Below are 22,914 nucleotides of genomic sequence, written 5' to 3'. Positions count from 1 at the left end.
TTTTTGACACCAAAGAGGCGCAAGGAGGCCGTGGCCCCGCGCTTTTGACAAGGAGCATGACATGCCCAAGGTTCTCGTATCCGACAAGCTTTCGGAAACCGCCGTCCAGATCTTCCGCGACCGCGGGGTCGAGGTGGATTACCTGCCCGATGTCGGCAAGGACAAGGACAAGCTGGCCGAGATCATCGGCCAATATGACGGTCTGGCCATCCGCTCGGCCAGCAAGGTCACGGAAAAGCTGCTGGAAAGCGCGGCCAATCTGAAGGTGATCGGCCGCGCCGGAATCGGGGTCGACAATGTCGACATCCCGGCCGCATCCAAGAAAGGCGTGATCGTGATGAACACGCCATTCGGCAACTCTGTCACCACCGCCGAACATGCCATCGCGCTGATGTTCGCCGTCGCCCGGCAACTGCCGGAAGCCAGCGTTTCCACCCATGCCGGGAAGTGGGAGAAGAACCGCTTCATGGGGGTCGAACTTTTCAACAAGACCCTTGGCCTGATCGGGGCGGGCAATATCGGCTCGATCGTCGCCGACCGCGCGCTCGGGCTGAAGATGAAGGTGCTGGCCTATGACCCCTTCCTGTCGGAAGAGCGGGCCGATCAGCTGGGCGTGAAGAAGGTCGAGTTGGACGAGTTGCTGGCCAAGGCCGATTTCATCACCATGCACGTCCCGCTGACCGACAAGACCCGCAATATCCTGTCGCGCGAGAATATCGCCAAGACCAGGAAGGGCGTGCGCATCGTCAATGCCGCCCGTGGCGGTCTGATCGACGAAGAGGCGCTGGCAGAGGCGCTGACATCGGGCCATGTCGCCGGCGCAGCACTGGATGTCTTCGCGACCGAACCCGCGACCGACAGCCCGCTGTTCAACCTGCCCAATGTGGTGGTGACGCCGCATCTGGGTGCCTCGACCAGCGAGGCGCAGGAAAACGTGGCCCTGCAGGTGGCCGAACAGATGTCGGATTACCTGCTGACCGGGGCGGTGTCGAACGCGCTCAACATGCCCTCGGTCACCGCCGAGGAAGCCAAGGTCATGGGTCCCTGGATCAAGCTGGCCGGGCATCTGGGCAGCTTCATCGGCCAGATGACCGACGAGCCGATCAAGTCGATCAACGTGCTTTACGACGGCGTCGTCTCGACCATGAACCTGAACGCGCTGAACGCGGCGGTGATCTCGGGCGTGATGAAGGCCACCAACCCGGATGTGAACATGGTCTCGGCCCCGGTCATCGCCAAGGATCGCGGCATCCAGATCGCCACCACCCGGCAGGATGCCGGCGGCGTCTATGACGGCTATATCAAGGTCAGCGTCGTCACCGAGGAGCGCGAGCGTTCCATCGCCGGGACCGTCTTCAGCGACGGCAAGCCGCGCTTCATCCAGATCCGTGGCATCAATGTCGATGCCGAGATCGGCGCGCATATGCTTTACACCCGCAACAAGGACGTGCCGGGCGTGATCGGCGCGCTTGGCAGCACCCTGGGCGAGATGGGCGTGAACATCGCCAACTTCCAGCTTGGCCGCGCGGCCAATGGCGGCGACGCCATCGCCATCCTCTATCTGGACGAGGCGCTGTCGCCCGAAGTGCTGGCGGCCTTGCAGAATACCGGCAAGTTCCTGCAGGCGCGCGCGTTGCGCTTCGAGGTCTGATCCGGCCTCGCCCGAGATGAAGGGGCCCGGCGGCAGATCCGCCGGGCCCTTGCCATTTCCGCCCTTTTGCTGTCGCTTTTCCCGGTTCCAACCGAAGGTTTCCGATGTCGTTCCAGCCCCCCTTCCAGCCCGTCTATGCCATCGGCGACATCCATGGCCGGATGGACGCGCTTCGCGAGACCCATGACCTGATCGCGCAGGATGGCGGCGAGGATGCGCATATCGTCCATCTGGGCGACCTGATCGACCGTGGCCCCGAGTCGCCCGCCGTCATCGACCATCTGATGGAGGGGCTGGCGCAGGGGCGGAACTGGCAGATCGTGAAGGGCAATCACGACAACAAGCTGCCGCGCTTCCTTGAAGATCCGGGCTGGATCGATCCGGGCACCACAAGCGGGCTGACCTGGATCGGGGACGCGCGGAATGGCGCGGCGGCGACGCTTCTGTCCTATGGCATCAAGGATGCCGATACCCGCCCGCAGGACGATGTTCAGGCCGAAGCCCTGCGCAATATCCCGGCGGAACATGCGCTTTTCCTCGACGGGCTGGCGCCTTACGTTCTGCATCCGGGCGGGTTTCTGTTCGTCCATGCCGGGATCCGGCCCGGCATCGACCTGTCGGCGCAATCGCGGGTCGACATGATGTGGATCCGCAAGCCGTTTCTGGAATCGAGCGACGATCACGGCGCACTTGTCGTCCATGGCCATACCGCCATCCGCGCCGCCACCCATTACGGCAACCGGCTGAACATCGACAGCGGCGCCGGTTACGGCCACCCCGCCAGTGCCGTCAGGCTGGATGCCGAAGGCGCCTGGCTTCTGACCACAACCGGGCCGCAGCGGCTTCTGCCGGAGGTCGCGGCATGACGCGCGGGGTCCTGATTTCGCTGCTGGTCATCGCCGTGGCGGCGGCGATCCTGGTCATCATGGGGCGGGTGCCGATCTGCGAATGCGGCTATGTGAAGCTCTGGCACGGCCAGACCATGAGCAGCGAGAATTCGCAGCACTTGACGGATTGGTATACGCCCTCGCATATCCTGCACGGGCTGATCTTCTATGCCCTGCTCTGGCTGGTGGCGCGCCGCCTGCCGATTGGCACCCGGCTGATCGTGGCCACGCTGATCGAGGCCGCATGGGAAATCGTCGAGAACTCCCCCACCATCATCGAGCGTTACCGCGCCACCACGATCTCGCTGGATTATTTCGGCGACAGCGTGGTCAATTCCGTGGCCGACATGCTGGCGATGATCTTCGGCTTCTGGCTGGCGCGGGTGCTGCCGGTCTGGGCCTCGGTCGCGCTTTTCATTCTGGCCGAAGCCGTCACCATCTACCTGATCCGCGACGGGCTGATGCTGAACGTGCTGATGCTGGTCTGGCCGCTGGAGGCGGTGCGCAACTGGCAATCGGCAGTTTAGACAGGCGCACGCTCTAGCCGGTGCAAAGCTCGTCCCAGATCGCCAGTGCCTTGGCGGCATACATGAGCGACGGGCCGCCGCCCATGGTCATGGCGACGGCGCAGATGCCGGCCAGATCCTCGCGCGTGCCGCCGGCCCGCTGCAGGGCACCGACATGGAACATGATGCAGGGCTCGCAACGCTCGCCGATGGCGATGCCAAGGGCGACCAATTCAACCTCGCGCGCCGGTAGACCGGATTTTTCCTTGGCCGCCTTCTGCATCTCGTTGAAGCTCTTGACCGTGTCGGGGATGGCCTTGCCGACTTCGCGAACCTGGCTTTTCAGCTCGGAGAACTTGTCGCTATAGCTCATGTCGCTATCCCTTTCGGTGCCGGCGCCTATTTTGCCCGCCGTTTCTTGCGCGGGTGATCGTGGCCGGGAATAAGCGCGATGAAGGTCTTCCACATGATCCACAGATCCAGCAGCGGAGAGGCCGCGCGGCGATAGACCAACTCGATCCTCAGCTTGGTCGGCAGACAGCGCGCGTAATAGGCGCGGTCGGTTTCCTCGGCGGTATCGCACTGGGCCATGATCCGGTCCTCATGGCGATGATAGATCAGCGTGGCCAGCCCGGTGACGCCCGGGCGGGCGCGCAGGACGGTGGAATAGAGAGAGGGAAAACGCTCGACATATTCGGGCAGCGGCGGGCGCGGGCCGACAAAGCTCATGTCGCCGACAAGGATGTTGAACAGCTGCGGCAATTCGTCCAGCCGGGTGCGGCGCAGGAACCGGCCAAGCGGCGTGATCCGCCAATGTTTGTGCGCACCGGTGGCGCCGCTGTCCTTGTCGACGCGGATCATGGTGCGGAACTTGTATTGCTGGAAGGGCTGTCCCGGCGCCTTCATACGACTGCCGGAATAGATCAGAGGCCGGCCCTGCATGACCAGCAACAACCCGGCCACAAGCAACATCGGCAAGGAAAGCAACGCCAGCAGGACGACTGCCAGAACGATATCCACGACACGCTTGCCGTATTGACGGTAAAAACTGTGGTCTGCGGCCTGACTGTCCAGCCCCCACAGCTCTGCTTCGGCAAAGCGGCGATCAGTCTCGATCTTGTCCCAATTCTGGTAAAGCGTCAAAGATCGGCCTCATTGCTTCGCGGATTTTCTGGTCCTGCTTAACATACGGAATTAGCTTTGAAACCGTCCGGGTCAACTTCCATTATCAACCTGTTGCCGGTTTAGCGCAAATGCGGCAGTCTCTACGCGAGTTTCCGCCGAACCACGAGGAAAAAGACAAATGCGCAAGTTCCTGGTCGTGCTGGACGATTCGCCCGAATGTCAGAATGCAATGCGGTTTGCGGCCATGCGCGCCGCGCGCACCAATGGCGGCGTGGTGGTGCTGGCGATCATCCCGCCCGACGCCATCCAGCACGGGATCGGCGTGGCCGACCTGATGCGCCAGGAGGCAGAGGACCGAATCACCTCGCAGTATCAGATCTTTGCGCGCTGGATGCGCGACAGTCAGGGGGTCGATCCCGAACTGGTCATCGTCGAAGGCGATCCGCCGACTCAATTGCTCAATCATATCGGCAAGGATCCCGAAATCGGGGTGCTCGTCCTCGGCGCGGGCACCGACAAGGACGGCCCCGGCCCGCTGATCAGCCGGCTGCTGCGCGATGTCTCGGGCCTGCCTTTGCCGGTCACGCTGATCCCCGGCAATATGTCGCGCGACCGGCTGGAGGCGATCTCATGACCCGCGATCGCTGAACCTGCGGCAGGTGCAGCGCTTGACCCAAGACCGGGGCGGGGCCATATGACTGGAACAAAGGAGCACGCCATGTTCATCCAGACCGAGACCACGCCCAATCCCGCGACGCTGAAATTCCTGCCCGGCCGCACCGTGCTGGAGGAAGGCACCGCCGATTTCACCTCGGAGGAGGCCGCCGCCGTTTCGCCGCTGGCCGCCCGGGTCTTCGGGATCGACGGGGTGAGCGGGGTCTTCCTCGGCTCTGATTTCGTGACCGTGACCAAGGATGACGCGGTTCATTGGGACCACCTGAAGCCCGCCCTTCTCGGCGCGATCATGGAACATTTCCAGTCCGGCGCCCCGGTCATGGAAGGCGCGGCCAAGGCCGCCCATGCCGAACATGACGGCGAGGATGGCGAGATCGTCACCCAGATCAAGGAGTTGCTGGACACCCGCGTGCGCCCCGCCGTGGCCCAGGATGGCGGCGACATCACCTTCCACGGTTTCGACAAGGGCGTCGTCTATCTGCACATGCAGGGCGCCTGCGCCGGCTGCCCCTCCTCGACCATGACCCTGAAAATGGGGATCGAGAACCTGCTGCGCCACTATATCCCCGAAGTGACCGAGGTCCGCCCCATTGCCTGAGGCCCTGACCCTCGGCTTCGACACATCGGCCGCGCATTGCGCGGCCGCTTTGCTGTCGGGCGAGACCCTGCTGACCACCCGGCAGGAGGAGATGGCGAAAGGTCAGGCCGAACGCCTGATGCCGCTGATCGAGGAATTGCTGGCCGAGGCCGGCATCGGCTGGCGCGATCTGGCGCTGATCGGGGTCGGCACCGGCCCCGGGAACTTCACCGGCATCCGCATCTCGGTCGCCGCCGCGCGTGGGCTGGCGCTGTCGCTCGGCATTCCCGCCATCGGCATCGGCGCGCCCGAGGCGCTTGCCTTCGGCCTGCCCCGCCCCTGCCGGATCGTCATTCCGGGACGCCGCGACATGGCGATCTGGCAGGATTTCGGCGATGACACGCCCAGCCAGCCCCGGCAGGACCCGCTGGACGCCCTGCCCCCCGGCCCGCCGGTCCTGAGCCCGCACATCGGCATGGCCGAAGGCATCGCCCGCCTCGCCCGCGCCCGCAGTGCCAGCCCGCAGCCGCGCCCGGCGCCGATCTATCTGCGCCCCGCCGATGCCGCCCCGGCGCGCGACCGGGGCCCCGTCATCCTGCCATGACGCCCGAGGAACTGGCCCGGCTTCACGCCATATGCTTCACCCGCCCGCGCCCGTGGAATGCGGCTGAATTCCAGGCCCTGCTGGCCGATCCGGCGAATTTCCTGCTGATGCGCGAATCCGGCTTCCTGCTTGGCCGCACCATCCTTGACGAAGCCGAACTGCTGACCCTCGCCATAGCGCCCGAAGCCCGCCGCCGGGGCATCGGCGCCGCCCTGCTGACCGGGTTCGAGACGCAGGCACAGGCGCGCGGTGCCGCGACCGCCTTTCTGGAGGTCGCCAGCGACAATGCCGCCGCGCAGGCGCTTTATGCGGGCAAGGGCTGGCAGAATGCAGGATGCCGCCGCGATTACTATGGCGGCGGCACCGATGCCGTGGTGATGCTAAAACCGCTTTAAGCCGTCAGGCCAGAGCGCCGTGGCAATGCTTGAACTTCTTGCCCGAGCCGCAGGGGCAAGGATCGTTGCGCGAAGGATTGCCCCAGGTCGCCGGATCGGTCTCGTCGAAGCCCGGCGCATGGGCCGAAGCCTCGCCGCCTTCGGCCTCTTGATGCGAGGGCGTCATCTGCTGCTGTTGCTGGGCCTGCTGTTCCTGATACTGGCGCAGCATCTGCGCCCGTTCTTCCTCGGTCAGCGGGCGGATGCGGCCGAGCTGCTGGGTCACGTCGGCGCGCAGCCCGTCCAGCATCGATTCGAACAGCTGGAAACCCTCGGTCTTGTATTCCGACAGGGGATCGCGCTGCGCATAGCCCCGGAAGCCCACGACCGAGCGCAGATGTTCCAGCGTCAGCAGGTGATCGCGCCATTTCTGGTCGATGGTCTGCAACAGGATCTGCTTTTCGATCTGGCGCATGGTCTCGGGGCCGAAATCGGCCTCTTTCTGGGTCATGTAGGCATCGGTCGCATCGGCGATGCGTTCCAGCATCACCGCCTGATCGACGCCGTCTTCGGCCGCCCATTCGTCGACCGGCAGGTTCATGTTCAGCTGCTCGACCACGGCCTTTTTCAGCCCGGCCACGTCCCATTGCTCGGCATAGGCGCGCGGCGGCAGGTGTTCGTCGACCATATCGTCGATGACCTGATGGCGCATGTCGGCGGCGACCTCGCCCACTTCCTCGCTGTCCATGATCTCGCGGCGCTGGCTGAAGATGGCCTTGCGCTGATCGTTCATGACATCGTCGAATTTCAGCAATTGCTTGCGGATGTCGAAGTTGCGGCCCTCGACCTTGGCCTGGGCGCGCTCCAGCGACTTGTTGACCCAAGGATGAACGATGGCCTCGCCTTCCTTCATCCCCAGCCGCGACAGCACCGCATCCAGCCGTTCCGAGCCGAAGATCCGCATCAGGTCGTCTTCCAGCGAGAGGAAGAACAGTGATCGCCCCGGATCGCCCTGCCGGCCCGAGCGACCACGCAGCTGGTTGTCGATGCGCCGGCTTTCATGGCGCTCGGTCGCCAGCACGAACAGCCCGCCCGCGCCAAGGACCTTTTCCTTGTCGGCGGCATGTTCGGCCTCGATCTTCGCGCGCAGCTCGTCGGGATGGGCCTCGGGATCGGCGGCAAGCGCCTGCATCACCTTCATCTCGACATTGCCGCCAAGCTGAATGTCGGTGCCGCGCCCGGCCATGTTGGTGGCGATGGTCACCGCGCCGGGCTTGCCGGCCTCGGCGACGATATAGGCCTCCTGCTCGTGCTGGCGGGCGTTCAGCACGTTATGCGCAATGCCGGCCTGGGTCAGCATCTGCGAAAGCATTTCCGATTTCTCGACGCTGGTGGTGCCGACAAGGGTCGGCTGGCCCTTGGCATGGGCCTCCTGAATGGCCTCGATCACGGCGGCGTATTTCTCGGCCCCGGTGCGATAGACGCGGTCATGTTCATCGACCCGCGCCACCGGCCGGTTGGTCGGCACCTCGACCACGCCAAGCTTGTAGATATCGGCGAATTCCTCGGCCTCGGTGGCGGCGGTGCCGGTCATGCCGCCCAGCTTATCGTAAAGCCGGAAATAGTTCTGGAAGGTCACGCTGGCCAGGGTCACGTTTTCGGCCTGAATGGCCACGCCTTCCTTGGCCTCGATCGCCTGATGCAGCCCGTCCGACAGCCGGCGGCCCTTCATGGCGCGGCCGGTGAATTCGTCGATCAGCACCACCTCGCCATTCTGGACCATGTAATTCTGGTCGCGCTGGAACAGCTTGTGGGCGCGCAGCGCCTGGTTGGCGTGGTGAACGATGGTCGTCGATTCCGGGTCATAGAGCGTCTGGCCCTCGGGCAGCACGCCCGCCCGGCTCAGCAGTTGCTCCATCTTCTCGTTGCCCTCTTCGGTGAAGGTGGCATTGCGGGCCTTTTCGTCCAGCTTGAAATCCTCATCCGTCAGTTGCGGGATGAATTCGTTCAGCGTGACGTAAAGCTCGCTGCGGTCCTGAGACGGCCCCGAGATGATCAGCGGCGTCCGCGCCTCGTCGATCAGGATGCTGTCCACCTCGTCGACGATGGCGAAGAAATGGTCGCGCTGAACCATCTGCTCGACCGAGCCCTTCATGTTGTCGCGCAGATAGTCGAAGCCAAGCTCGTTATTCGTCGCATAGGTGACATCGGCCTGATAGGCCTGACGCTTTTCCTCGTCCTGCTGGAAGGGATAGACGACGCCGGTGGTCATGCCGAGATGGGCGAAGACCTTGCCCATCCATTCCGCGTCGCGCTTGGCGAGGTAATCGTTGACGGTAACGACATGCACGCCCTTGCCGGCAAGCGCGTTCAGATAGGCCGGGAAGGTGGCGACAAGGGTCTTGCCCTCGCCGGTCTTCATCTCGGCGATATTGCCCTCATGCAGGAAGATCCCGCCCATCAGCTGGGTGTCGAAGGCGCGCAGGCCAAGGGCGCGACGCGCAGCCTCTCGGCAATTGGCAAAGGCCTCGACCAGCAGATCGTCCAGATCGGCGCCAGCCTGCGCGCGCCCCTGCAACTCGCGGGTCTTGGCGATCAACTCTTCGTCAGAGCGGGCCTGAACCTCGGGTTCCAGCGCGTTGATCTTTGCCACCAGCGGACGGGCCGCCTTTACCTTACGGTCATTGGGTGTCCCAAAGACCTTCTTCGCCAAATTACCTAGACCCAGCATGATCACTCCGGCCGTCTCGTTGCGGGAAAGGCGCGGGCACCGGCCCCTTGCCCGGACCGTCCGTCCTGCCGTATCAGTGCAGGGAATAAACGGCGCGGGCGCGCCTTTTCGGTTGCGCCGGATGTAGGCCCGCGACCATGCAGTGTCAACGCTTGCCCCCTTATTGCCGCGCCCCGGCGGGGCTTATCTTCAAGGAAATCCCCATGTTCAAACGCACCGCAACCGCACTGACCCTGATCGCCACCCTGACCGCCCCCGCCTTCGCGCAGGATGCCGACACCGTCGTCGCCAAGGTCGGCGACACGGAAATCACCCTTGGCCAGATGGCAGCACTGAAGCTGACCATGCCGCCCGAGATGGCGCAGGTGCCCGCGGCCGATCTGTGGAACGTGCTGCTGGACGAGATGATCCGTCAGGCCGCCTTGGCCAATGAGGGCGAGAAGGAACTGACCGCACTCGACCGTGCCTTCCTGGCCAATCAGCGCCGCGACTACCTGGTCCGTTCGGTGATGGAGCGTGTCGCCGATTTCGAACCGACCGATGCCGAGATCGAGGCCGCCTATGCCATGGCCTTCCCCGCCGATACGCCGATCACCGAATATGATGCCGATCATATCCTGCTGGAAAGCGAAGATGACGCGAAGGCCGTGATCGAGGAACTGAACAATGGCGGCGATTTCACCAAGCTGGCTGCGGAGCGTTCGACCGATACCGGCTCGGCGCCGAGCGGCGGCGATCTGGGCTGGTTCACCGCCGATCGCATGGTCCCCGAGTTTTCCGAGGCCGTGGCGGCGATGGAGCCCGGCACCACCTCGACCGCGCCGGTCCAGTCGCAATTCGGCTGGCATGTCATCAAGCTGAACGAAACCCGCGAGATGACCCCGCCGACCGTTGAGGAGATCCGCGACGCATTGGTCCAGCAGGTCCGCCGCGAGAAGGTCTCTGCCGAGATCGAGCGTATCTCGGGCGAAGCGGCGGTCGAACGCATCGAAGGCATAGATCCGACGGTTCTCGATCAGGATATTCTGGGGGTTCAAGAGTAATGGCCAAGGAAAGACAGAAGGATAAGGTCAAGGACGGCGGCAAGAAGAAGGACAAGAAGGGCAAGAAGTCCGACAAGTCCAAGGCCGCCAGAAAGGTCAGCGCCAAGCCGATCGTCGCGAAGAAGGCCGCGACAATGCTGGTCAGCACCGGCCCGCAGGTCTCGCCGCTGGCGCCGGCGAGTTTCCCCGACCTGCCGGTCATTGCCGGTGTCGAGTTCGCCTCGGCCGCTGCCGGGGTGAAATACAAGGGCCGAACCGATGTGATGCTGGCCCGGCTGGCCCCCGGCACCGCCATTGCCGGGGTGTTCACGCGCTCCTCGACGCGGGCGGCCTGCGTTCTCGATTGTCAGGCCAAGCTGGCCGGCAAGCAGGACCTTTCGAAAGGCGCGGCCATCGTCGTCAATTCCGGCAATGCCAATGCCTTCACCGGCGCCGCCGGTCAGGCCGCCGTCGACAAGGTGGCCGAAGCCGCCGCCGCCGCACTGTCTGTGCCGGCCGCACGGGTCTTCACCTCCTCGACCGGGGTGATCGGCGAGCCCCTGCCGTGGGAGCGGATCACCGCCACCCTCGGCGAGGCGACGGCAGCACTGGATGCCGGCGCCGCCGCCGCTGCCGCGCGCGCCATCATGACCACGGACACCTTCCCGAAGGGCGCCAGCGCCGTGATCGAGACCGAGGCCGGCCCGATCCATATCGCCGGCATCGCCAAGGGCTCGGGCATGATCGCGCCGGACATGGCGACGATGCTGGTCTATCTGTTCACCGATGCGAAGATCGCGCCGGAGCTGCTGCAGAAGATCCTGTCGAAGCAGGTCGATGACAGCTTCAACGCCATCACCGTCGACAGCGACACCTCGACATCGGACGCGCTGATCCTGGCCGCGACCGGGCAATCGAAGGCCGCGCCCCTGACCGACCTGCGCGCGCGCGAGGCGCGGGCCTTCGCGGACGGGCTGGGTCGGGTGATGCTCGATCTCGCCCAGCAGGTCGTCATGGACGGCGAAGGCGCGACGAAATTCGTCGAGGTTCAGGTGACTGGCGCCGCCAGCCCCGCCGACGCCCACAAGGTCGCCATGGCCATCGCCAATTCGCCGCTGGTCAAGACCGCCATCGCCGGCGAGGATGCCAATTGGGGCCGCGTGGTCATGGCCGTCGGCAAGTCCGGCGCCAAGGCCGACCGCGACCGGCTGACCATCCGCTTCGGCGATCTGGTGGTGGCCGAGAACGGCTGGCGCGCGCCCGGCTATGACGAAAGCCAGGCCAGCGCCTATATGAAGCGCGACCGGCTGGTGATCGGGGTCGATCTGGGCCTCGGCACCGCCGCGCGCACGGTCTGGACCTGCGATCTGACCCATCGCTATATCGACATCAACGCCGATTACCGGTCTTGACACAGGCGGGGGCTTCGGCCCCCGCTGGTTGTTTTTCCAAGGATTTCCCGATGAAGATCGTTCTCGTTGCCGCCGTCGCGCTGATCGACGCCGATGGCCGCGTGCTGCTGGCGCAGCGTCCCGAAGGCAAGTCCATGGCCGGGCTGTGGGAATTTCCCGGCGGCAAGGTCGAGCCGGGCGAGACCCCCGAAACCGCGCTGATCCGCGAGTTGCACGAGGAACTGGCCATCGACACCGAGACCTCCTGCCTCGCGCCGCTGACCTTCGCCAGCCACAGCTATGACGACTTTCACCTGCTGATGCCGCTTTTCGCCTGCCGGCGCTGGAAGGGCATCGTCCAGCCGATGGAGGGGCAGCGATTCGCCTGGGCGAAATCTCAGGATCTCAGGAATTACAATATGCCACCGGCGGATCTGCCCCTTATCCCGATGATTCAGGCATGGCTATGATATTTTTGTCACTTCCTTGAGCGCCAGTCAATAAACTGTTCCGTTTGCCTCATTTTCTTAACCAATTTCCTGAAAAACTATCTAATAGTATAGGTCCGAGGGAGAAAGAATCATGATTCGCACCATCACTATCGGTAGTTACATCTCGGTCCAGGGCTTGTTCGAACGCGTGACCGACACAGGCGACATCGTCATCCGTGTTGGTGACAAGACCTTTCAGGGCAAGCCGGTCAGCAAGTAAATCTCGTTAATTGGTGCAGGACTGTCATCTTCTAAGGGGCGCCGGGCGGCTGCGCGGCGCCCTTTCTCATGCCCGATTGCGCGAAAAAACGATCCTGAAGTTCGCAGGAAAGTAGAACATTCACCCCTTTTGCACGCGCAACCCGCAAATCTCGTGCCTGAGTTGTGAAATTTCGCCCATTTGCCAATCAGGCCTCGTCGGCATCGTCCGATTGCATCCGCATCGCCATCAGGGCGGCGCTGTCCTTTACCGACACCGCCCGCGCCTCGGCGCAGATGCGCCGGAACCGCGCCAGAACCTCCTGCCCCTCATTGGTCAGCCGGGCACCGCCACCGCCGGCGCCGCCGCGGACCCGCTCGACCAGCGGGGCGGAAAAGCTGGCATTCAACACTTCGACCAGCGACCACGCGCGCTTGTAGCTCATTCCCATCTGCCGCCCGGCTTCCGAGATCGAGCCGGTCTCGCCGATCAGTTCCAGCAGATCGGCCTTGCCGGGACCAAGCCAGATGCCGGGCGCCAGATACAGACGGATCTGCAGGCGCGGATAAAGATCGGGGTTGTGGAGGGGCGGATGCGACATGCTCCGATGATGCCGCGCACCGGCGCCGCCGGCAAGCGGCAGGTGCACAAGCGCCGCATCCCGAAGGGCCAGCGATTTCAGGGCGGTGCCGCCATTTCCCTTCCCAAACCCGTGGATTTCCTGTAAGGCCCCTCAATCTGTGACGTGATGCCCGCAGCCCCGGGGCGACGCATAAGGATTAGGGGCAGCGGCAATGGGGCCGCTATATGACATGAGGGATGGCCGGAGGGCCGGCGCATCCCGAGAGGAAATCAGATGTTTCAAGAAGTTAAGAAATCGATCCAGTGGGGCCAGGAAACCCTGACACTGGAAACCGGCAAGGTTGCGCGTCAGGCCGACGGCAGCGTCATCGCCACTCTGGGCGAGACCAGCGTCATGGCCAACGTGACCTTCGCCAAGGAACCGAAACCGGGGCAGGATTTCTTCCCGCTGACGGTTCACTATCAGGAAAAATACTATGCCGCCGGCAAGATCCCGGGCGGCTTCTTCAAGCGCGAGGCCCGTCCGACCGAGAAGGAAACGCTGACCGCGCGCCTGATCGACCGTCCCTGCCGTCCGCTGTTCGCGCCGGGCTTCAAGAATGAAGTTCTGGTCATGTGCACGGTGCTGTCGCACGATCTGGTCAACGATCCCGATATCGTCGCCATGATCGCCGCCTCGGCCGCGCTGACCATTTCCGGCGTGCCCTTCATGGGCCCGATCGGCGCCGCCCGCGTCGGCTTCGCCGATGGCGCCTATGTGCTGAACCCCGAGGTTCAGGACATGGACCAGTTGCGCAACAACCCCGAGCAGCGTCTCGATCTGGTCGTTGCCGGCACCAAGGACGCGGTGATGATGGTCGAATCGGAAGCCTATGAGCTGTCCGAGGAAGAAATGCTGGGCGCGGTGAAATTCGGCCACGAGCAGATGCAGCCGGTCATCGACCTGATCATCAGCCTCGCCGAATCCGCCGCGAAAGAGCCCTTCGACTTCCAGTCGCCGGATTATTCCGAGCTTTACGCCCGCGTGAAATCGCTGGGCGAGGCCGACATGCGCGCGGCCTATGCGATCAAGGACAAGAGCGACCGTCAGGACGCCGTGGCCGCCGCCAAGGCCAAGGTCAAGGACGGCCTGACCGAGGACGAACTGGCCGATCCGAACCTGGGTTCGGCGCTCAAGAAGCTGGAATCCGGCATTCTGCGCGGCGACGTGATCGCCGGCGGCGCCCGCATCGACGGACGCGACACCAGGACCGTGCGTCCCATCGACTGCGAAGTCGGCTTCCTGCCGCGCACCCATGGCTCGGCCCTGTTCACCCGTGGCGAGACCCAGGCCATCGCGGTCACCACGCTCGGCACCGGGGATGACGAACAGATCATCGACGCGCTGCACGGCAATTTCCGGTCGAACTTCCTCTTGCATTACAACTTCCCGCCCTATTCGGTCGGCGAGGTTGGCCGCGTGGGCTCGCCCGGTCGCCGCGAGATCGGCCATGGCAAGCTGGCATGGCGCGCGCTGCAGGCGGTGCTGCCGGCGGCGACGGATTTCCCCTATACGATCCGCGTCGTGTCCGAGATCACCGAATCGAACGGGTCGTCCTCGATGGCTTCGGTCTGCGGCGGTTCGCTGTCGATGATGGATGCGGGCGTGCCGCTGAAGGCGCCGGTCGCCGGTGTCGCCATGGGCCTGATCCTGGAAGATGACGGCAAATATGCCGTGCTGACCGACATCCTCGGCGACGAGGATCACCTCGGCGACATGGACTTCAAGGTCGCCGGCACCGCGAACGGCATCACCTCGCTGCAGATGGACATCAAGGTCGCCGGGATCACCCCCGAGATCATGAGCCAGGCGCTCGCGCAGGCAAAAGACGGCCGGATGCATATCCTGGGCGAGATGGGCAAGGCCCTGACCGAAGGCCGGCGCGAGTTCAGCGAACACGCGCCGCGCATCGAGACCATGCAGATCCCGACCGACAAGATCCGCGAAGTCATCGGCTCGGGCGGCAAGGTCATCCGCGAGATCGTGGAAGTCTCGGGCGCCAAGGTCGACATCAATGACGACGGCATCATCAAGATCGCCTCGGCCAATGGTGAATCGATCAAGAAGGCCTATGAGATGATCCATTCGATCGTCGCAGAACCCGAAGAAGGCCAGATCTACACCGGCAAGGTGGTGAAGCTGGTCGATTTCGGCGCCTTCGTGAACTTCTTCGGCAAGCGCGACGGTCTGGTCCATGTGTCCCAGATCGCCAACAAGCGCCTTGGCCACCCGAACGAGGTGCTGAAGGAAGGTCAGGAAGTGAAGGTCAAGCTTCTGGGCTTCGACGACCGTGGCAAGGTCCGCCTTGGCATGAAGATGGTCGATCAGGAAACCGGCGCGGAAATCACCGAGCCGAAGGAAGCCCCGGCCGAAAGCTGAACACGAACGACGGTCGGCCAGCACCTGGCCGACCGCCACGGCTGTTGCAATGAGGTGATTGATTTTGCGTGAACTGGCCTCTCTCTGGATTGGCGGCGATCTGGGCGCAATGGAACGGGCGAGCCTCAATTCCTTCGTTCGCGTCGGCCACCCTGTCACGGTTTACAGCTATTCCCCGATTTCGGACCTGCCCCCCGGCGTCACCGGGCGCGATGCGGCAGAGATCATGGCCGGGGACAAGATCCTGTATTATCACAACAAGCGCAAACCCAGCCCGGCCTTGCATTCGAACCTGTTTCGCTATGCCCTGCTCGACAAGACCGATGCCGCCTGGGTCGATCTCGACATCATCTCGCTCCGGCCCTTCCCGTCGAGCGACTATCTGATGGGCTATGAAACCAGCGAATCCATCAACGGCGCCGTTCTCAGCCTGCCACGAAACTCTCCCACCCTGCGCAAGCTGCTGGAATTTTCGCCCACCACCCGCGGCGTGCCGCCCCACATCACCGGGGCAAGGCGCCTGAAATACTGGCTTCGGACCTTCGGGCGCGGCTATCCCATCGAAAAATGGGCCTGGGGCAGCACCGGCCCGAAAGCCCTGACGATCTACCTGACCGAGAATAACGAGCAGCATCACGCCCTGCCGATAGAAGCCTTCTATCCCATCGGGGTGAACGATTACGCCGAGTTCATCGAGCCCGGCCGCTGGCAGCTCAGCGATTTCGGTGACGCGACCTTCTGCCTGCATCTCTGGGGCAGCCGGATCCGCAAGACGCTGCAGGAACGCCATGACGGCCAGCCCCCGGCAGGCAGCCTTTATGCCGAAATCCTGCAGACCTTCGCTTGACGAACGGGGCGCAGCCGCAAGAAGCTGACCGGGGCCGGATCTTGATGCTGCCCGTCATCGACAAAGGGGGCACGCTTGCGCGAACTCGCAACATTATGGGTGGGTGATCTCGGCCCTATCGAATATGCCAGCATCGCCTCTTTCCTGCGCCACGGCCACCGGCTGACCGTCTACAGCTATGCGCCGCTCGACGGATTGCCCGCCGGGGTGAAGGGCCGCGACGCGAACGAGATCCTGCCAACCCGGCAGGTCGCCCATTACCGCCGCGAGGGCAGCCCCTCTCTGCATTCCAACTTTTTCCGCTATGCGCTGATGGACCGGACCGAAAGCGTCTGGGTCGATCTGGATATCATCGCGCTACGCCCCTTCGACTTCCCGGGCGACCGCATCTATGCCCATGAAAACGCCGAGCGGGTGAATTGCGCCGTGCTGCGGATGCCCAAGACCTCGCCCGCCCTGGCAGAGTTGAGCCGCTTCCGGCCCGGAATGCGCGGGATCGCCCCGCATATCACCGGGTTGCGGCGGCTGAAATACCAGATCAAGACCCTTGGCCGGGGCGTCCCCATCGAGGAATGGCCCTGGGGCAGCACCGGCCCGCGCGCGCTGTCCGCCGCTCTCAAACGTCATGACGAGGTGAAATTCGCCCTGCCGGCAAAGACCTTCTACCCCATCGGACCCAGCAGATGCGTGCAGTTCGTGACGCCCGGCGCCCTCAGCGACGCAAGTTTCGGCCCCGAGACCTATGGCGTCCATGTCAGCGCCTCGAATGTCCATAAGGTCGTGGCCCGCGATTTCGGCGGCACCATCCCCGAGGACAGTTTTCTAGGCCATCACGTCGCCCGCGCCCGGGCGGCGGGATTCTTGTGAGGGGGGGGATTTGAGCCCATAGCGTACGCCTTCGGGCAGTAGTATGATAAAAGAATGGTTCGTTACGAAAAACTTTTGCCAGCTCACGTATTGGACAGCGCAACGCTACGGGGTAACGAATATGCTTGGCCGCTTGAAGCCATCCCGAAAGTTGTCTTCGCAGCGCAGGAAGCAGGGCTGATCAATGTTGGCGGACAACTCCAATTTCGACTGCCCGCTGGAACGTGCGAGTGTTACTGGATTGAAGTCGATACTCTGCGCGTGATGCCCAATCGCCTTTCCAAACAAGAAAAAATCGAGTGGACAGCTCAAGAAGCGCTGTCGCAATTCGAACAGCTTCCGCACAGATGGGATTTTCTCGCGGAGGGAAAGAAAGCCTTCACAAATGCACTTAATGAGTATGTTGCCGGCGGAGGCGACCCTCTGCGTGCAGTGTGTTTCGTATGGTATGTTGAGAAACCAAACTAGGCATAGTCGTCGAAAAGTATTTTTGACAATCTGGCCCGCTTGTTGCTTGAGAAGATCAAATGCAAATGGCGGGTTCGTCCCGCACAGCAGCCCCCCACAAAAAAGGCCGCGCCCGAAGGCGCGGCCCCTTGTTCGTCGCAGCGGCCTCAGCCGTGCTTCGGGTCCTTGGCGAAGCGCAGATAGGGCAGCTTCTTGTCCAGCTTGCCGTATTTCGCCTCGGCGGCGGCATCGTCCAGCGACAGCGCCACGATCACGTCCTGACCCGGCACCCAGTTCGCGGGCGTCGCCAGCGGCACGCCGTCGGTTTCCTGCACCGCGTCCAGCGCGCGCAGGATCTCGGCGAAGTTGCGGCCCACCGACATCGGATAGGTCATGGTCAGGCGGACCTTCTTGTCCGGCCCGATGATGAAGACGGTGCGCACGGTCGCCGAATGCTGGGGCGTGCGGCCCTCGCTCGGCAGGTAATATTCCGCCGGCAGCATGTCATAGGCCTTGGCGACGGTCAGATCGGTATCGTCGATGATGGCGAAATTCGCCGGCGCGCCGGCGAAGGCGGCAATGTCGTTCTTCCATTTGACGTGATCCTCGACCGAATCGACGGAAACGCCGACGACCTTGGTGCCGCGCTTCTCGAATTCCGGGGCCAGCTGGGCCACGGCGCCAAACTCGGTGGTGCAGACCGGGGTGAAATCGCGCGGGTGAGAGAAGACAAGCGCATAGCTGTCCCCCAGCCAGTCATGGAAGTTGATCGTGCCTTCCGTGGAATTCGCGGTGAAATCGGGGGCGGTATCGTTGATACGCAGGCTCATCTCGGATCCTTTCAAGTAACCTGTGGCGAACATAGGTCGCCTGCGCCAGTTTCCAAGGGCTTTTTCGTCGCGTCATCCGATCTGGTCGGACCGCGCCATCGTTCCTAACTCTGCAAGAACCCGCCTTGCGCGGGGCAAATGTAAATGCGACCATTCGGTCAATGAATGGAGGACTCAAGATGAGCGAGCTTCTGAACAAGCGACAATTCTATATCGACGGCAAATGGGTGGACCCCGCCCGCGCCAATGACCTGGAGGTCATCGACCCCTCGACCGAGGAAGCCGTGGCGGTGATCTCGCTGGGCGATCAGGCCGATACCGACGCCGCCGTGGCCGCCGCCAAGCGCGCCTTCCCGGCCTGGTCGGCCACGCCCCCGGCGGAGCGTCTGGCCTATGTCGAGAAGATTCTGGAGATCTACAAGCGCCGCGCCGGCGACATGGCCTGGGCCATCACCCATGAAATGGGCGCGCCCTCCGACATGTCCTCGGGCGATCAGGTCATGGCCGGGGCCTTTCACACCCAGAATTTCATCGACGCCTTCCGCGATTTCGAATTCATCCGCCCGCTGAACGCGGCCTCGCCCACCACCATGATCGCGTGGGAGCCTATCGGCGTCGTCGGCCTGATCACGCCGTGGAACTGGCCGATGAATCAGGTCACGCTGAAGGTGATCCCGGCGCTGCTGGCCGGCGATACCATGGTGCTGAAGCCCTCGGAAATCGCGCCGCTGTCTTCGATGGTCTTCGCCGAGATCGTGGACGAGGCCGGCCTGCCGCCCGGCGTCTTCAACATGGTGAACGGCGACGGTGTCGGCGTCGGCACCCAGCTGTCCACCCATCCCGATGTCGAGATGATCAGCTTCACCGGCTCCACCCGGGCCGGGATCGCCATCTCCAAGGCCGCCGCCGACAGCCTCAAGAAGGTGGCGCTGGAACTGGGCGGCAAGGGCGCCAACGTGATCTTCGCCGATGCCGATGACAAGGCGGTGCTGCGCGGCACCCGGCATGTGTTCTACAATTCCGGCCAAAGCTGCAACGCGCCGACCCGGATGCTGGTGCAACGAGAGGTCTATGACCGCGCCGTCGAAACCGCGCGCGAGGTCGCCGAAAAGACCCCCGTCGCCAGCGGCCATGACGCCGGCCGCCATATCGGCCCGGTCGTGTCGAAGGCGCAATGGGACAAGATTCAGGGCCTCATCCAGAAGGGCATCGACGAAGGCGCCCGCCTGGTCGCCGGCGGCACCGGCCTGCCCGAGAATCTCAATCGCGGCTATTTCGTCCGCCCGACGGTCTTTGCCGATGTGAACAACGACATGACCATCGCGCGCGAGGAAATCTTCGGCCCGGTCCTGTCGATCATCCCCTTCGACACCGAGGAAGAGGCGATCGCCATCGCCAATGACACCGCCTACGGGCTGACCAACTATGTCCAGACCCAGGACGGCAGCCGCCGCAACCGCCTGGCCCGCAAGCTGCGCGCCGGCATGGTCGAAACCAATGGCGAGGGTCGCGGCCCCGGCGCCTTCTTCGGCGGCATCGGCCGCTCGGGCCGGGCCCGTGAAGGCGGCGTCTGGGGGATCGAGGAATTCATGGATTCCAAGGCCATCAGCGGCTGGGACCCGGAAAGCTGACCGCCCCTTACCGCCAAAAGAAAACGCCCGCAGCGCAAGCTGCGGGCGTTCGTCATTCCGGTCACGCCCTTCCTGCGAAGGGCGCGGCGCTCAGCGGCGGATGCCCAGGCGCTTGATCAGGTCCTGATAACGGCCCTCATCCTTGCCTTTCAGATAGTCCAGCAGCTTGCGGCGCTGAGCCACCATCATCAGAAGGCCACGACGAGAGTGGTTGTCCTTCTTGTGGGTCTTGAAATGCTCGGTCAGCGTGGAAATACGCGAGGTCAGAATCGCGACCTGAACCTCGGGCGAACCGGTGTCGCCTTCCTTGGTCGCATATTCCTTCATCAGGCGATTCTTTTCTTCGACAGTAATCGACATCGGGGTCTCCTTTCAGAAACAAGGGGTTATGGCGCAGGCCGGGATGTCGTCCAGCACAGGCCCATGGAGGGTGCCGCGCCGGTTCAGACCGGCGGACGCGCGCCTATACGCAATTTCATCCCGAAAAGAAAGCCCCCGCGCGCCCTCAGCGATTGGCGATCAGCGTGATATCCGCGTCCGAGAGCGCATCGGCATGGACCACCCGCGCCACCGCCGCGCCATCGACCAGCAGGGTCGCGCTGCCATCCTCCTGCCGGATAATGCTCAGCTTGGCCTCGGGGTTCTCCACGTCGATCTCGATCCGGTCGCCGGCGGCGAAATCGCCGATACTGGCCACGCCATCGCCATCGGGTTCGATCACGAAGACATCCTCGCCCGCATTTCCGTCCAGCCAGTCGCCACCATGCCCGATCAACGTATCGGCACCCGCGCCGCCATGCAGGTAATCGACCCCCGCGCCCCCGTCGAGCACATCTTCGCCCGTCCCCCCGGACAGGTCGTCATCCCCGGCCCCGCCGGCCAGAACATCATCGCCGGCACTGCCGACCAGCTCGTCATCGCCCGCGCCACCGTGAATCCTGTCGTCGCCATCGCCCCCGAACAGCCGGTCGTCGCCTTCGCCGCCCTCCAGCGCATCGTCGCCGCCATTGCCGGCCAGCGTATCGTCGCCCGCACCGCCGAACAGAAGATCATCGCCCGCCGCCTCTGGCGCGTCGTCGCCGAAGATCCAGTCGTCGTCGCCCTCGCCATAAAGCGTATCATCGCCATCGCCGCCGGTCAGGTCGTCGCGCCCCGCACCCCCGCTCAGGTGGTCGTCGCCCGCTCCGCCAAGCAACTCTCCATCGCCGGACAGCACCAGATCGAGAAGGTTCCCCACCTCCTCCCCTTCGCCTTCCGGCAATTTCTCCGGCGTCTCGGCGGTTGCAGCCTCATCGTCATCGTCACTCATGGCCCCAACAGCGGCACCTGCCGCAATCGCACCAAGAACACCGGCAAGAATCAACATGTTACACCTCTTTGACAAGGGTAGAACATATCGCAAACAGTTAACCTGCAGGTAAGGTTTCTGAAGAAACGGTTAACGCAGCCCGGCCTCGCGCCATGTCCCGGGCGCGATCCCGTCCAGCGTCCAGCCCCCGACCTGCCAGCGCACCAGCCGCAGCGTCGGCAGGCCGACGGCGGCGGTCATGCGGCGGACCTGCCGATTGCGACCCTCGCGGATGGTCAGGCGGATCCAGGCATCGGGCACGGTCTTGCGCATCCGCACCGGCGGATCGCGCGGCCACAGATCCGGCGGCGCGATCAGCTCGGCTTTGGCCGGCAGGGTCGGGCCGTCCTTGAGCGTGACCCCCTGTGCCAGCGCCGCCAGTTGCGCGGCCTCGGGCGCGCCCTCGACCTGCACCAGATAGGTCTTTTCCATCTTGTGCTTCGGGTCCGAGATCCGCGCCTGCAACCGGCCATCGTCGGTCAGCAGCAACAGCCCCTCGCTGTCCATGTCCAGCCGCCCCGCCGGATAGACCCCCTGCACCTTGACATAATCCGCCAGCACCGGCCTTGGCGGGACCGAGTTATCGGTGAATTGCGGCAGCACGCCGTAAGGCTTGTTCAGCAGGATCAGCATGTCCCGCTTGTGACAAGCCCCGGGCACCAGTGCAAGCCGCCGGGCAGCGGCCGACCGCGGGTGGCCGCTGCCACGCCAGAGCGATACACTTTATCGCGCCGCCCCGCCGAACGGATGCGCCGGCGCGGACCGGCACCGAAGCGGCCGCCCAGGGGGCGGTCGGCCGCTGCCCGGCGGCGCTGCGCGCCTCGATTCCGGGCGGGTCCACAGATCGAACCGACGACCCCAGCATTCGCGCCCCGTCAGCTGGGCACCCGAATCCCTTGCCTCGACGCGGCAAGGGGCATAAATTGCCGCCCATGATGCGCTATTTCAACATTCACGACCGCGCCCGCCTGCCGGGCCGCTTCTATGGCGAAAGCCTGTCCGTGACTGCCCGACTGTGATCCGGCCCCTGCCCGATCACCCCTGAAAGCCATTCCTGAAAAAGAGAACAGCCATGACCGGCACCACCAAAGCGGGCGCGCCCCGCACGCTCTATGACAAGATCTGGGACGCCCATGTCGTCGACACCACCGCTGACGGCACCTCGCTTCTCTATATCGACCGCCACCTGGTCCACGAAGTGACCAGCCCGCAGGCCTTCGAAGGGCTGCGCATGTCGGGCCGCAAGGTCCGCCGCCCGGAACAGACCATCGCCGTGCCCGACCATAACGTGCCGACCACCGCCGACCGCGTGAACGGGATCGAGAACCCCGAAGGCCGCATTCAGGTCGCCGAGCTTGACAAGAACGCCAAGGAATTCGGGCTGAACTACTACCCGATGAGCGATATCCGTCAGGGCATCGTCCATATCGTCGGCCCCGAACAGGGCTGGACCCTGCCCGGAATGACCGTGGTCTGCGGCGACAGCCATACCGCCACCCACGGCGCCTTCGGCGCGCTCGCCCATGGCATCGGCACATCCGAGGTCGAACATGTTCTGGCCACCCAGACGCTGATCCAGTCGAAATCGAAGAACATGAAGGTGGAAATCACCGGCAAGCTGCGCCCCGGTGTGACCGCCAAGGACATCACGCTCTCGGTGATCGGCGCGACCGGCACCGCCGGCGGCACCGGCTATGTCATCGAATATTG

Annotated in this window: 26 protein-coding genes; 18 read left to right on the top strand and 8 right to left on the bottom strand. The window is 64.0% G+C overall.

Annotated features, from left to right (window positions below):
• Window positions 1–61 precede the first annotated feature (61 nt).
• The 3 genes from serA to Q0330_RS12750 all read left to right on the top strand — a co-directional run bounded on the left by serA (window position 62) and on the right by Q0330_RS12750 (window position 3,065).
• Window positions 62–1,651 (top strand): phosphoglycerate dehydrogenase, encoded by a 1,590-nt coding sequence (gene serA, locus Q0330_RS12760; protein WP_299479775.1) that lies wholly within the window; start codon window positions 62–64, stop codon window positions 1,649–1,651.
• A 104-nt stretch (window positions 1,652–1,755) separates the two neighbouring features.
• On the top strand, window positions 1,756–2,517 hold the full coding sequence (locus Q0330_RS12755; RefSeq protein WP_299479772.1) for a metallophosphoesterase: 762 nt from the start codon (window positions 1,756–1,758) through the stop codon (window positions 2,515–2,517).
• Entirely contained in the window at window positions 2,514–3,065 is a 552-nt protein-coding gene (locus tag Q0330_RS12750) for a DUF2585 domain-containing protein (RefSeq protein WP_299479769.1), read from the top strand. The genes Q0330_RS12755 and Q0330_RS12750 overlap by 4 nt, the downstream gene beginning before the upstream one ends.
• 13 nt (window positions 3,066–3,078) lie before the next feature.
• On the opposite strand, the gene Q0330_RS12745 is transcribed toward Q0330_RS12750, so the two are convergent.
• Together Q0330_RS12745 and Q0330_RS12740 are read right to left on the bottom strand one after the other, a co-directional pair.
• Entirely contained in the window at window positions 3,079–3,417 is a 339-nt protein-coding gene (locus tag Q0330_RS12745; protein ID WP_299479766.1) for a carboxymuconolactone decarboxylase family protein, read from the bottom strand.
• Between the two features lie 26 nt (window positions 3,418–3,443).
• A complete protein-coding gene (locus Q0330_RS12740; protein WP_299479763.1) occupies window positions 3,444–4,187 on the bottom strand; it encodes a sugar transferase in 744 nt (247 codons plus the stop codon).
• A 160-nt stretch (window positions 4,188–4,347) separates the two neighbouring features.
• Between Q0330_RS12740 and Q0330_RS12735 the strand changes: the two genes are divergently transcribed.
• From Q0330_RS12735 to rimI, 4 genes are all read left to right on the top strand, one after another.
• Complete coding sequence (locus Q0330_RS12735; RefSeq protein ID WP_299479760.1) at window positions 4,348–4,803, top strand: universal stress protein; 456 nt, start codon at window positions 4,348–4,350, stop codon at window positions 4,801–4,803.
• Between the two features lie 84 nt (window positions 4,804–4,887).
• Window positions 4,888–5,442 (top strand): NifU family protein, encoded by a 555-nt coding sequence (locus Q0330_RS12730; protein ID WP_299479757.1) that lies wholly within the window; start codon window positions 4,888–4,890, stop codon window positions 5,440–5,442.
• Window positions 5,435–6,025: a tRNA (adenosine(37)-N6)-threonylcarbamoyltransferase complex dimerization subunit type 1 TsaB gene (gene tsaB, locus Q0330_RS12725; RefSeq protein WP_299479754.1), complete on the top strand. Its 591-nt coding sequence runs from the start codon at window positions 5,435–5,437 to the stop codon at window positions 6,023–6,025. Before Q0330_RS12730 ends, tsaB begins: the two co-directional genes overlap by 8 nt.
• Window positions 6,022–6,420: a ribosomal protein S18-alanine N-acetyltransferase gene (rimI, locus tag Q0330_RS12720; protein WP_299479750.1), complete on the top strand. Its 399-nt coding sequence runs from the start codon at window positions 6,022–6,024 to the stop codon at window positions 6,418–6,420. Before tsaB ends, rimI begins: the two co-directional genes overlap by 4 nt.
• 4 nt (window positions 6,421–6,424) lie before the next feature.
• Here the strand turns inward: rimI and secA are convergent, their stop codons facing one another.
• Entirely contained in the window at window positions 6,425–9,130 is a 2,706-nt protein-coding gene (gene secA / locus Q0330_RS12715; protein WP_299479747.1) for a preprotein translocase subunit SecA, read from the bottom strand.
• A gap of 203 nt (window positions 9,131–9,333) precedes the next feature.
• On the opposite strand from secA, the gene Q0330_RS12710 reads away from it, so the two are divergent.
• From Q0330_RS12710 to Q0330_RS12695, 4 genes are all read left to right on the top strand, one after another.
• On the top strand, window positions 9,334–10,173 hold the full coding sequence (locus Q0330_RS12710; RefSeq protein ID WP_299479744.1) for a peptidylprolyl isomerase: 840 nt from the start codon (window positions 9,334–9,336) through the stop codon (window positions 10,171–10,173).
• A 134-nt stretch (window positions 10,174–10,307) separates the two neighbouring features.
• On the top strand, window positions 10,308–11,564 hold the full coding sequence (gene argJ / locus Q0330_RS12705) for a bifunctional glutamate N-acetyltransferase/amino-acid acetyltransferase ArgJ (RefSeq protein ID WP_299479831.1): 1,257 nt from the start codon (window positions 10,308–10,310) through the stop codon (window positions 11,562–11,564).
• Between the two features lie 50 nt (window positions 11,565–11,614).
• Window positions 11,615–12,013, top strand: coding sequence for an 8-oxo-dGTP diphosphatase MutT (gene mutT / locus Q0330_RS12700; protein ID WP_299479741.1), 399 nt, complete (start codon window positions 11,615–11,617; stop codon window positions 12,011–12,013).
• Between the two features lie 112 nt (window positions 12,014–12,125).
• Window positions 12,126–12,254, top strand: coding sequence for a hypothetical protein (locus Q0330_RS12695; RefSeq protein WP_299479738.1), 129 nt, complete (start codon window positions 12,126–12,128; stop codon window positions 12,252–12,254).
• 187 nt (window positions 12,255–12,441) lie between these two features.
• Here the strand turns inward: Q0330_RS12695 and Q0330_RS12690 are convergent, their stop codons facing one another.
• Window positions 12,442–12,834, bottom strand: coding sequence for a LysR family transcriptional regulator (locus tag Q0330_RS12690; RefSeq protein WP_299479735.1), 393 nt, complete (start codon window positions 12,832–12,834; stop codon window positions 12,442–12,444).
• On the opposite strand from Q0330_RS12690, the gene Q0330_RS12685 reads away from it, so the two are divergent.
• From Q0330_RS12685 to Q0330_RS12665, 5 genes are all read left to right on the top strand, one after another.
• On the top strand, window positions 12,826–12,960 hold the full coding sequence (locus tag Q0330_RS12685; RefSeq protein ID WP_299479732.1) for a hypothetical protein: 135 nt from the start codon (window positions 12,826–12,828) through the stop codon (window positions 12,958–12,960). The genes Q0330_RS12690 and Q0330_RS12685 overlap by 9 nt on opposite strands.
• Window positions 12,961–13,089: 129 nt before the next feature.
• The gene (gene pnp, locus Q0330_RS12680) at window positions 13,090–15,234 is read left to right on the top strand and encodes a polyribonucleotide nucleotidyltransferase (protein ID WP_299479729.1); all 2,145 of its coding nucleotides are present in this window, start codon (window positions 13,090–13,092) and stop codon (window positions 15,232–15,234) included.
• A 64-nt stretch (window positions 15,235–15,298) separates the two neighbouring features.
• The gene (locus Q0330_RS12675; RefSeq protein ID WP_299479726.1) at window positions 15,299–16,081 is read left to right on the top strand and encodes a hypothetical protein; all 783 of its coding nucleotides are present in this window, start codon (window positions 15,299–15,301) and stop codon (window positions 16,079–16,081) included.
• A gap of 75 nt (window positions 16,082–16,156) precedes the next feature.
• On the top strand, window positions 16,157–16,948 hold the full coding sequence (locus tag Q0330_RS12670) for a hypothetical protein (RefSeq protein WP_299479723.1): 792 nt from the start codon (window positions 16,157–16,159) through the stop codon (window positions 16,946–16,948).
• A gap of 54 nt (window positions 16,949–17,002) precedes the next feature.
• A complete protein-coding gene (locus Q0330_RS12665) occupies window positions 17,003–17,416 on the top strand; it encodes a hypothetical protein (RefSeq protein ID WP_299479720.1) in 414 nt (137 codons plus the stop codon).
• A gap of 146 nt (window positions 17,417–17,562) precedes the next feature.
• Here the strand turns inward: Q0330_RS12665 and Q0330_RS12660 are convergent, their stop codons facing one another.
• Complete coding sequence (locus tag Q0330_RS12660; protein ID WP_299479717.1) at window positions 17,563–18,225, bottom strand: peroxiredoxin; 663 nt, start codon at window positions 18,223–18,225, stop codon at window positions 17,563–17,565.
• A 179-nt stretch (window positions 18,226–18,404) separates the two neighbouring features.
• Between Q0330_RS12660 and Q0330_RS12655 the strand changes: the two genes are divergently transcribed.
• Window positions 18,405–19,856, top strand: coding sequence for an aldehyde dehydrogenase family protein (locus Q0330_RS12655; protein WP_299479714.1), 1,452 nt, complete (start codon window positions 18,405–18,407; stop codon window positions 19,854–19,856).
• Window positions 19,857–19,946: 90 nt separating this feature from the next.
• On the opposite strand, the gene rpsO is transcribed toward Q0330_RS12655, so the two are convergent.
• From rpsO to Q0330_RS12640, 3 genes are all read right to left on the bottom strand, one after another.
• On the bottom strand, window positions 19,947–20,216 hold the full coding sequence (gene rpsO / locus Q0330_RS12650; RefSeq protein WP_299479711.1) for a 30S ribosomal protein S15: 270 nt from the start codon (window positions 20,214–20,216) through the stop codon (window positions 19,947–19,949).
• A gap of 145 nt (window positions 20,217–20,361) precedes the next feature.
• Window positions 20,362–21,165 (bottom strand): calcium-binding protein, encoded by an 804-nt coding sequence (locus tag Q0330_RS12645; RefSeq protein WP_299479708.1) that lies wholly within the window; start codon window positions 21,163–21,165, stop codon window positions 20,362–20,364.
• 129 nt (window positions 21,166–21,294) lie between these two features.
• Window positions 21,295–21,837, bottom strand: coding sequence for a pseudouridine synthase (locus Q0330_RS12640; RefSeq protein ID WP_299479706.1), 543 nt, complete (start codon window positions 21,835–21,837; stop codon window positions 21,295–21,297).
• A gap of 439 nt (window positions 21,838–22,276) precedes the next feature.
• Here Q0330_RS12640 and Q0330_RS12635 point away from each other — a divergent pair.
• Window positions 22,277–22,914: aconitase family protein (locus Q0330_RS12635; protein ID WP_299479703.1), on the top strand; the 638-nt coding region annotated here is incomplete at its 3' end.

This window comes from uncultured Paracoccus sp. (assembly GCF_937873615.1).
Lineage (GTDB): Bacteria > Pseudomonadota > Alphaproteobacteria > Rhodobacterales > Rhodobacteraceae > Paracoccus.
This window is presented reverse-complemented; position numbering and strand designations above follow the sequence as displayed.

What these genes read in the sequence shown, in the direction of transcription:
- Q0330_RS12735 (WP_299479760.1), top strand. Translation starts at nt 4,348, where the DNA reads ATGCGCAAGTTCCTGGTCGTGCTGGACGATTCGCCCGAATGTCAGAAT.
- serA (WP_299479775.1), top strand. Translation starts at nt 62, where the DNA reads ATGCCCAAGGTTCTCGTATCCGACAAGCTTTCGGAAACCGCCGTCCAG.
- mutT (WP_299479741.1), top strand. Translation starts at nt 11,615, where the DNA reads ATGAAGATCGTTCTCGTTGCCGCCGTCGCGCTGATCGACGCCGATGGC.
- argJ (WP_299479831.1), top strand. Translation starts at nt 10,308, where the DNA reads ATGCTGGTCAGCACCGGCCCGCAGGTCTCGCCGCTGGCGCCGGCGAGT.
- Q0330_RS12710 (WP_299479744.1), top strand. Translation starts at nt 9,334, where the DNA reads ATGTTCAAACGCACCGCAACCGCACTGACCCTGATCGCCACCCTGACC.
- Q0330_RS12685 (WP_299479732.1), top strand. Translation starts at nt 12,826, where the DNA reads ATGCGACATGCTCCGATGATGCCGCGCACCGGCGCCGCCGGCAAGCGG.
- Q0330_RS12750 (WP_299479769.1), top strand. Translation starts at nt 2,514, where the DNA reads ATGACGCGCGGGGTCCTGATTTCGCTGCTGGTCATCGCCGTGGCGGCG.
- pnp (WP_299479729.1), top strand. Translation starts at nt 13,090, where the DNA reads ATGTTTCAAGAAGTTAAGAAATCGATCCAGTGGGGCCAGGAAACCCTG.
- rimI (WP_299479750.1), top strand. Translation starts at nt 6,022, where the DNA reads ATGACGCCCGAGGAACTGGCCCGGCTTCACGCCATATGCTTCACCCGC.
- Q0330_RS12690 (WP_299479735.1), bottom strand. Translation starts at nt 12,834, where the DNA reads ATGTCGCATCCGCCCCTCCACAACCCCGATCTTTATCCGCGCCTGCAG.
- Q0330_RS12655 (WP_299479714.1), top strand. Translation starts at nt 18,405, where the DNA reads ATGAGCGAGCTTCTGAACAAGCGACAATTCTATATCGACGGCAAATGG.
- secA (WP_299479747.1), bottom strand. Translation starts at nt 9,130, where the DNA reads ATGCTGGGTCTAGGTAATTTGGCGAAGAAGGTCTTTGGGACACCCAAT.
- Q0330_RS12660 (WP_299479717.1), bottom strand. Translation starts at nt 18,225, where the DNA reads ATGAGCCTGCGTATCAACGATACCGCCCCCGATTTCACCGCGAATTCC.
- Q0330_RS12755 (WP_299479772.1), top strand. Translation starts at nt 1,756, where the DNA reads ATGTCGTTCCAGCCCCCCTTCCAGCCCGTCTATGCCATCGGCGACATC.
- Q0330_RS12640 (WP_299479706.1), bottom strand. Translation starts at nt 21,837, where the DNA reads ATGCTGATCCTGCTGAACAAGCCTTACGGCGTGCTGCCGCAATTCACC.
- Q0330_RS12730 (WP_299479757.1), top strand. Translation starts at nt 4,888, where the DNA reads ATGTTCATCCAGACCGAGACCACGCCCAATCCCGCGACGCTGAAATTC.
- rpsO (WP_299479711.1), bottom strand. Translation starts at nt 20,216, where the DNA reads ATGTCGATTACTGTCGAAGAAAAGAATCGCCTGATGAAGGAATATGCG.
- Q0330_RS12645 (WP_299479708.1), bottom strand. Translation starts at nt 21,165, where the DNA reads ATGAGTGACGATGACGATGAGGCTGCAACCGCCGAGACGCCGGAGAAA.
- Q0330_RS12695 (WP_299479738.1), top strand. Translation starts at nt 12,126, where the DNA reads ATGATTCGCACCATCACTATCGGTAGTTACATCTCGGTCCAGGGCTTG.
- Q0330_RS12745 (WP_299479766.1), bottom strand. Translation starts at nt 3,417, where the DNA reads ATGAGCTATAGCGACAAGTTCTCCGAGCTGAAAAGCCAGGTTCGCGAA.
- Q0330_RS12665 (WP_299479720.1), top strand. Translation starts at nt 17,003, where the DNA reads ATGGTTCGTTACGAAAAACTTTTGCCAGCTCACGTATTGGACAGCGCA.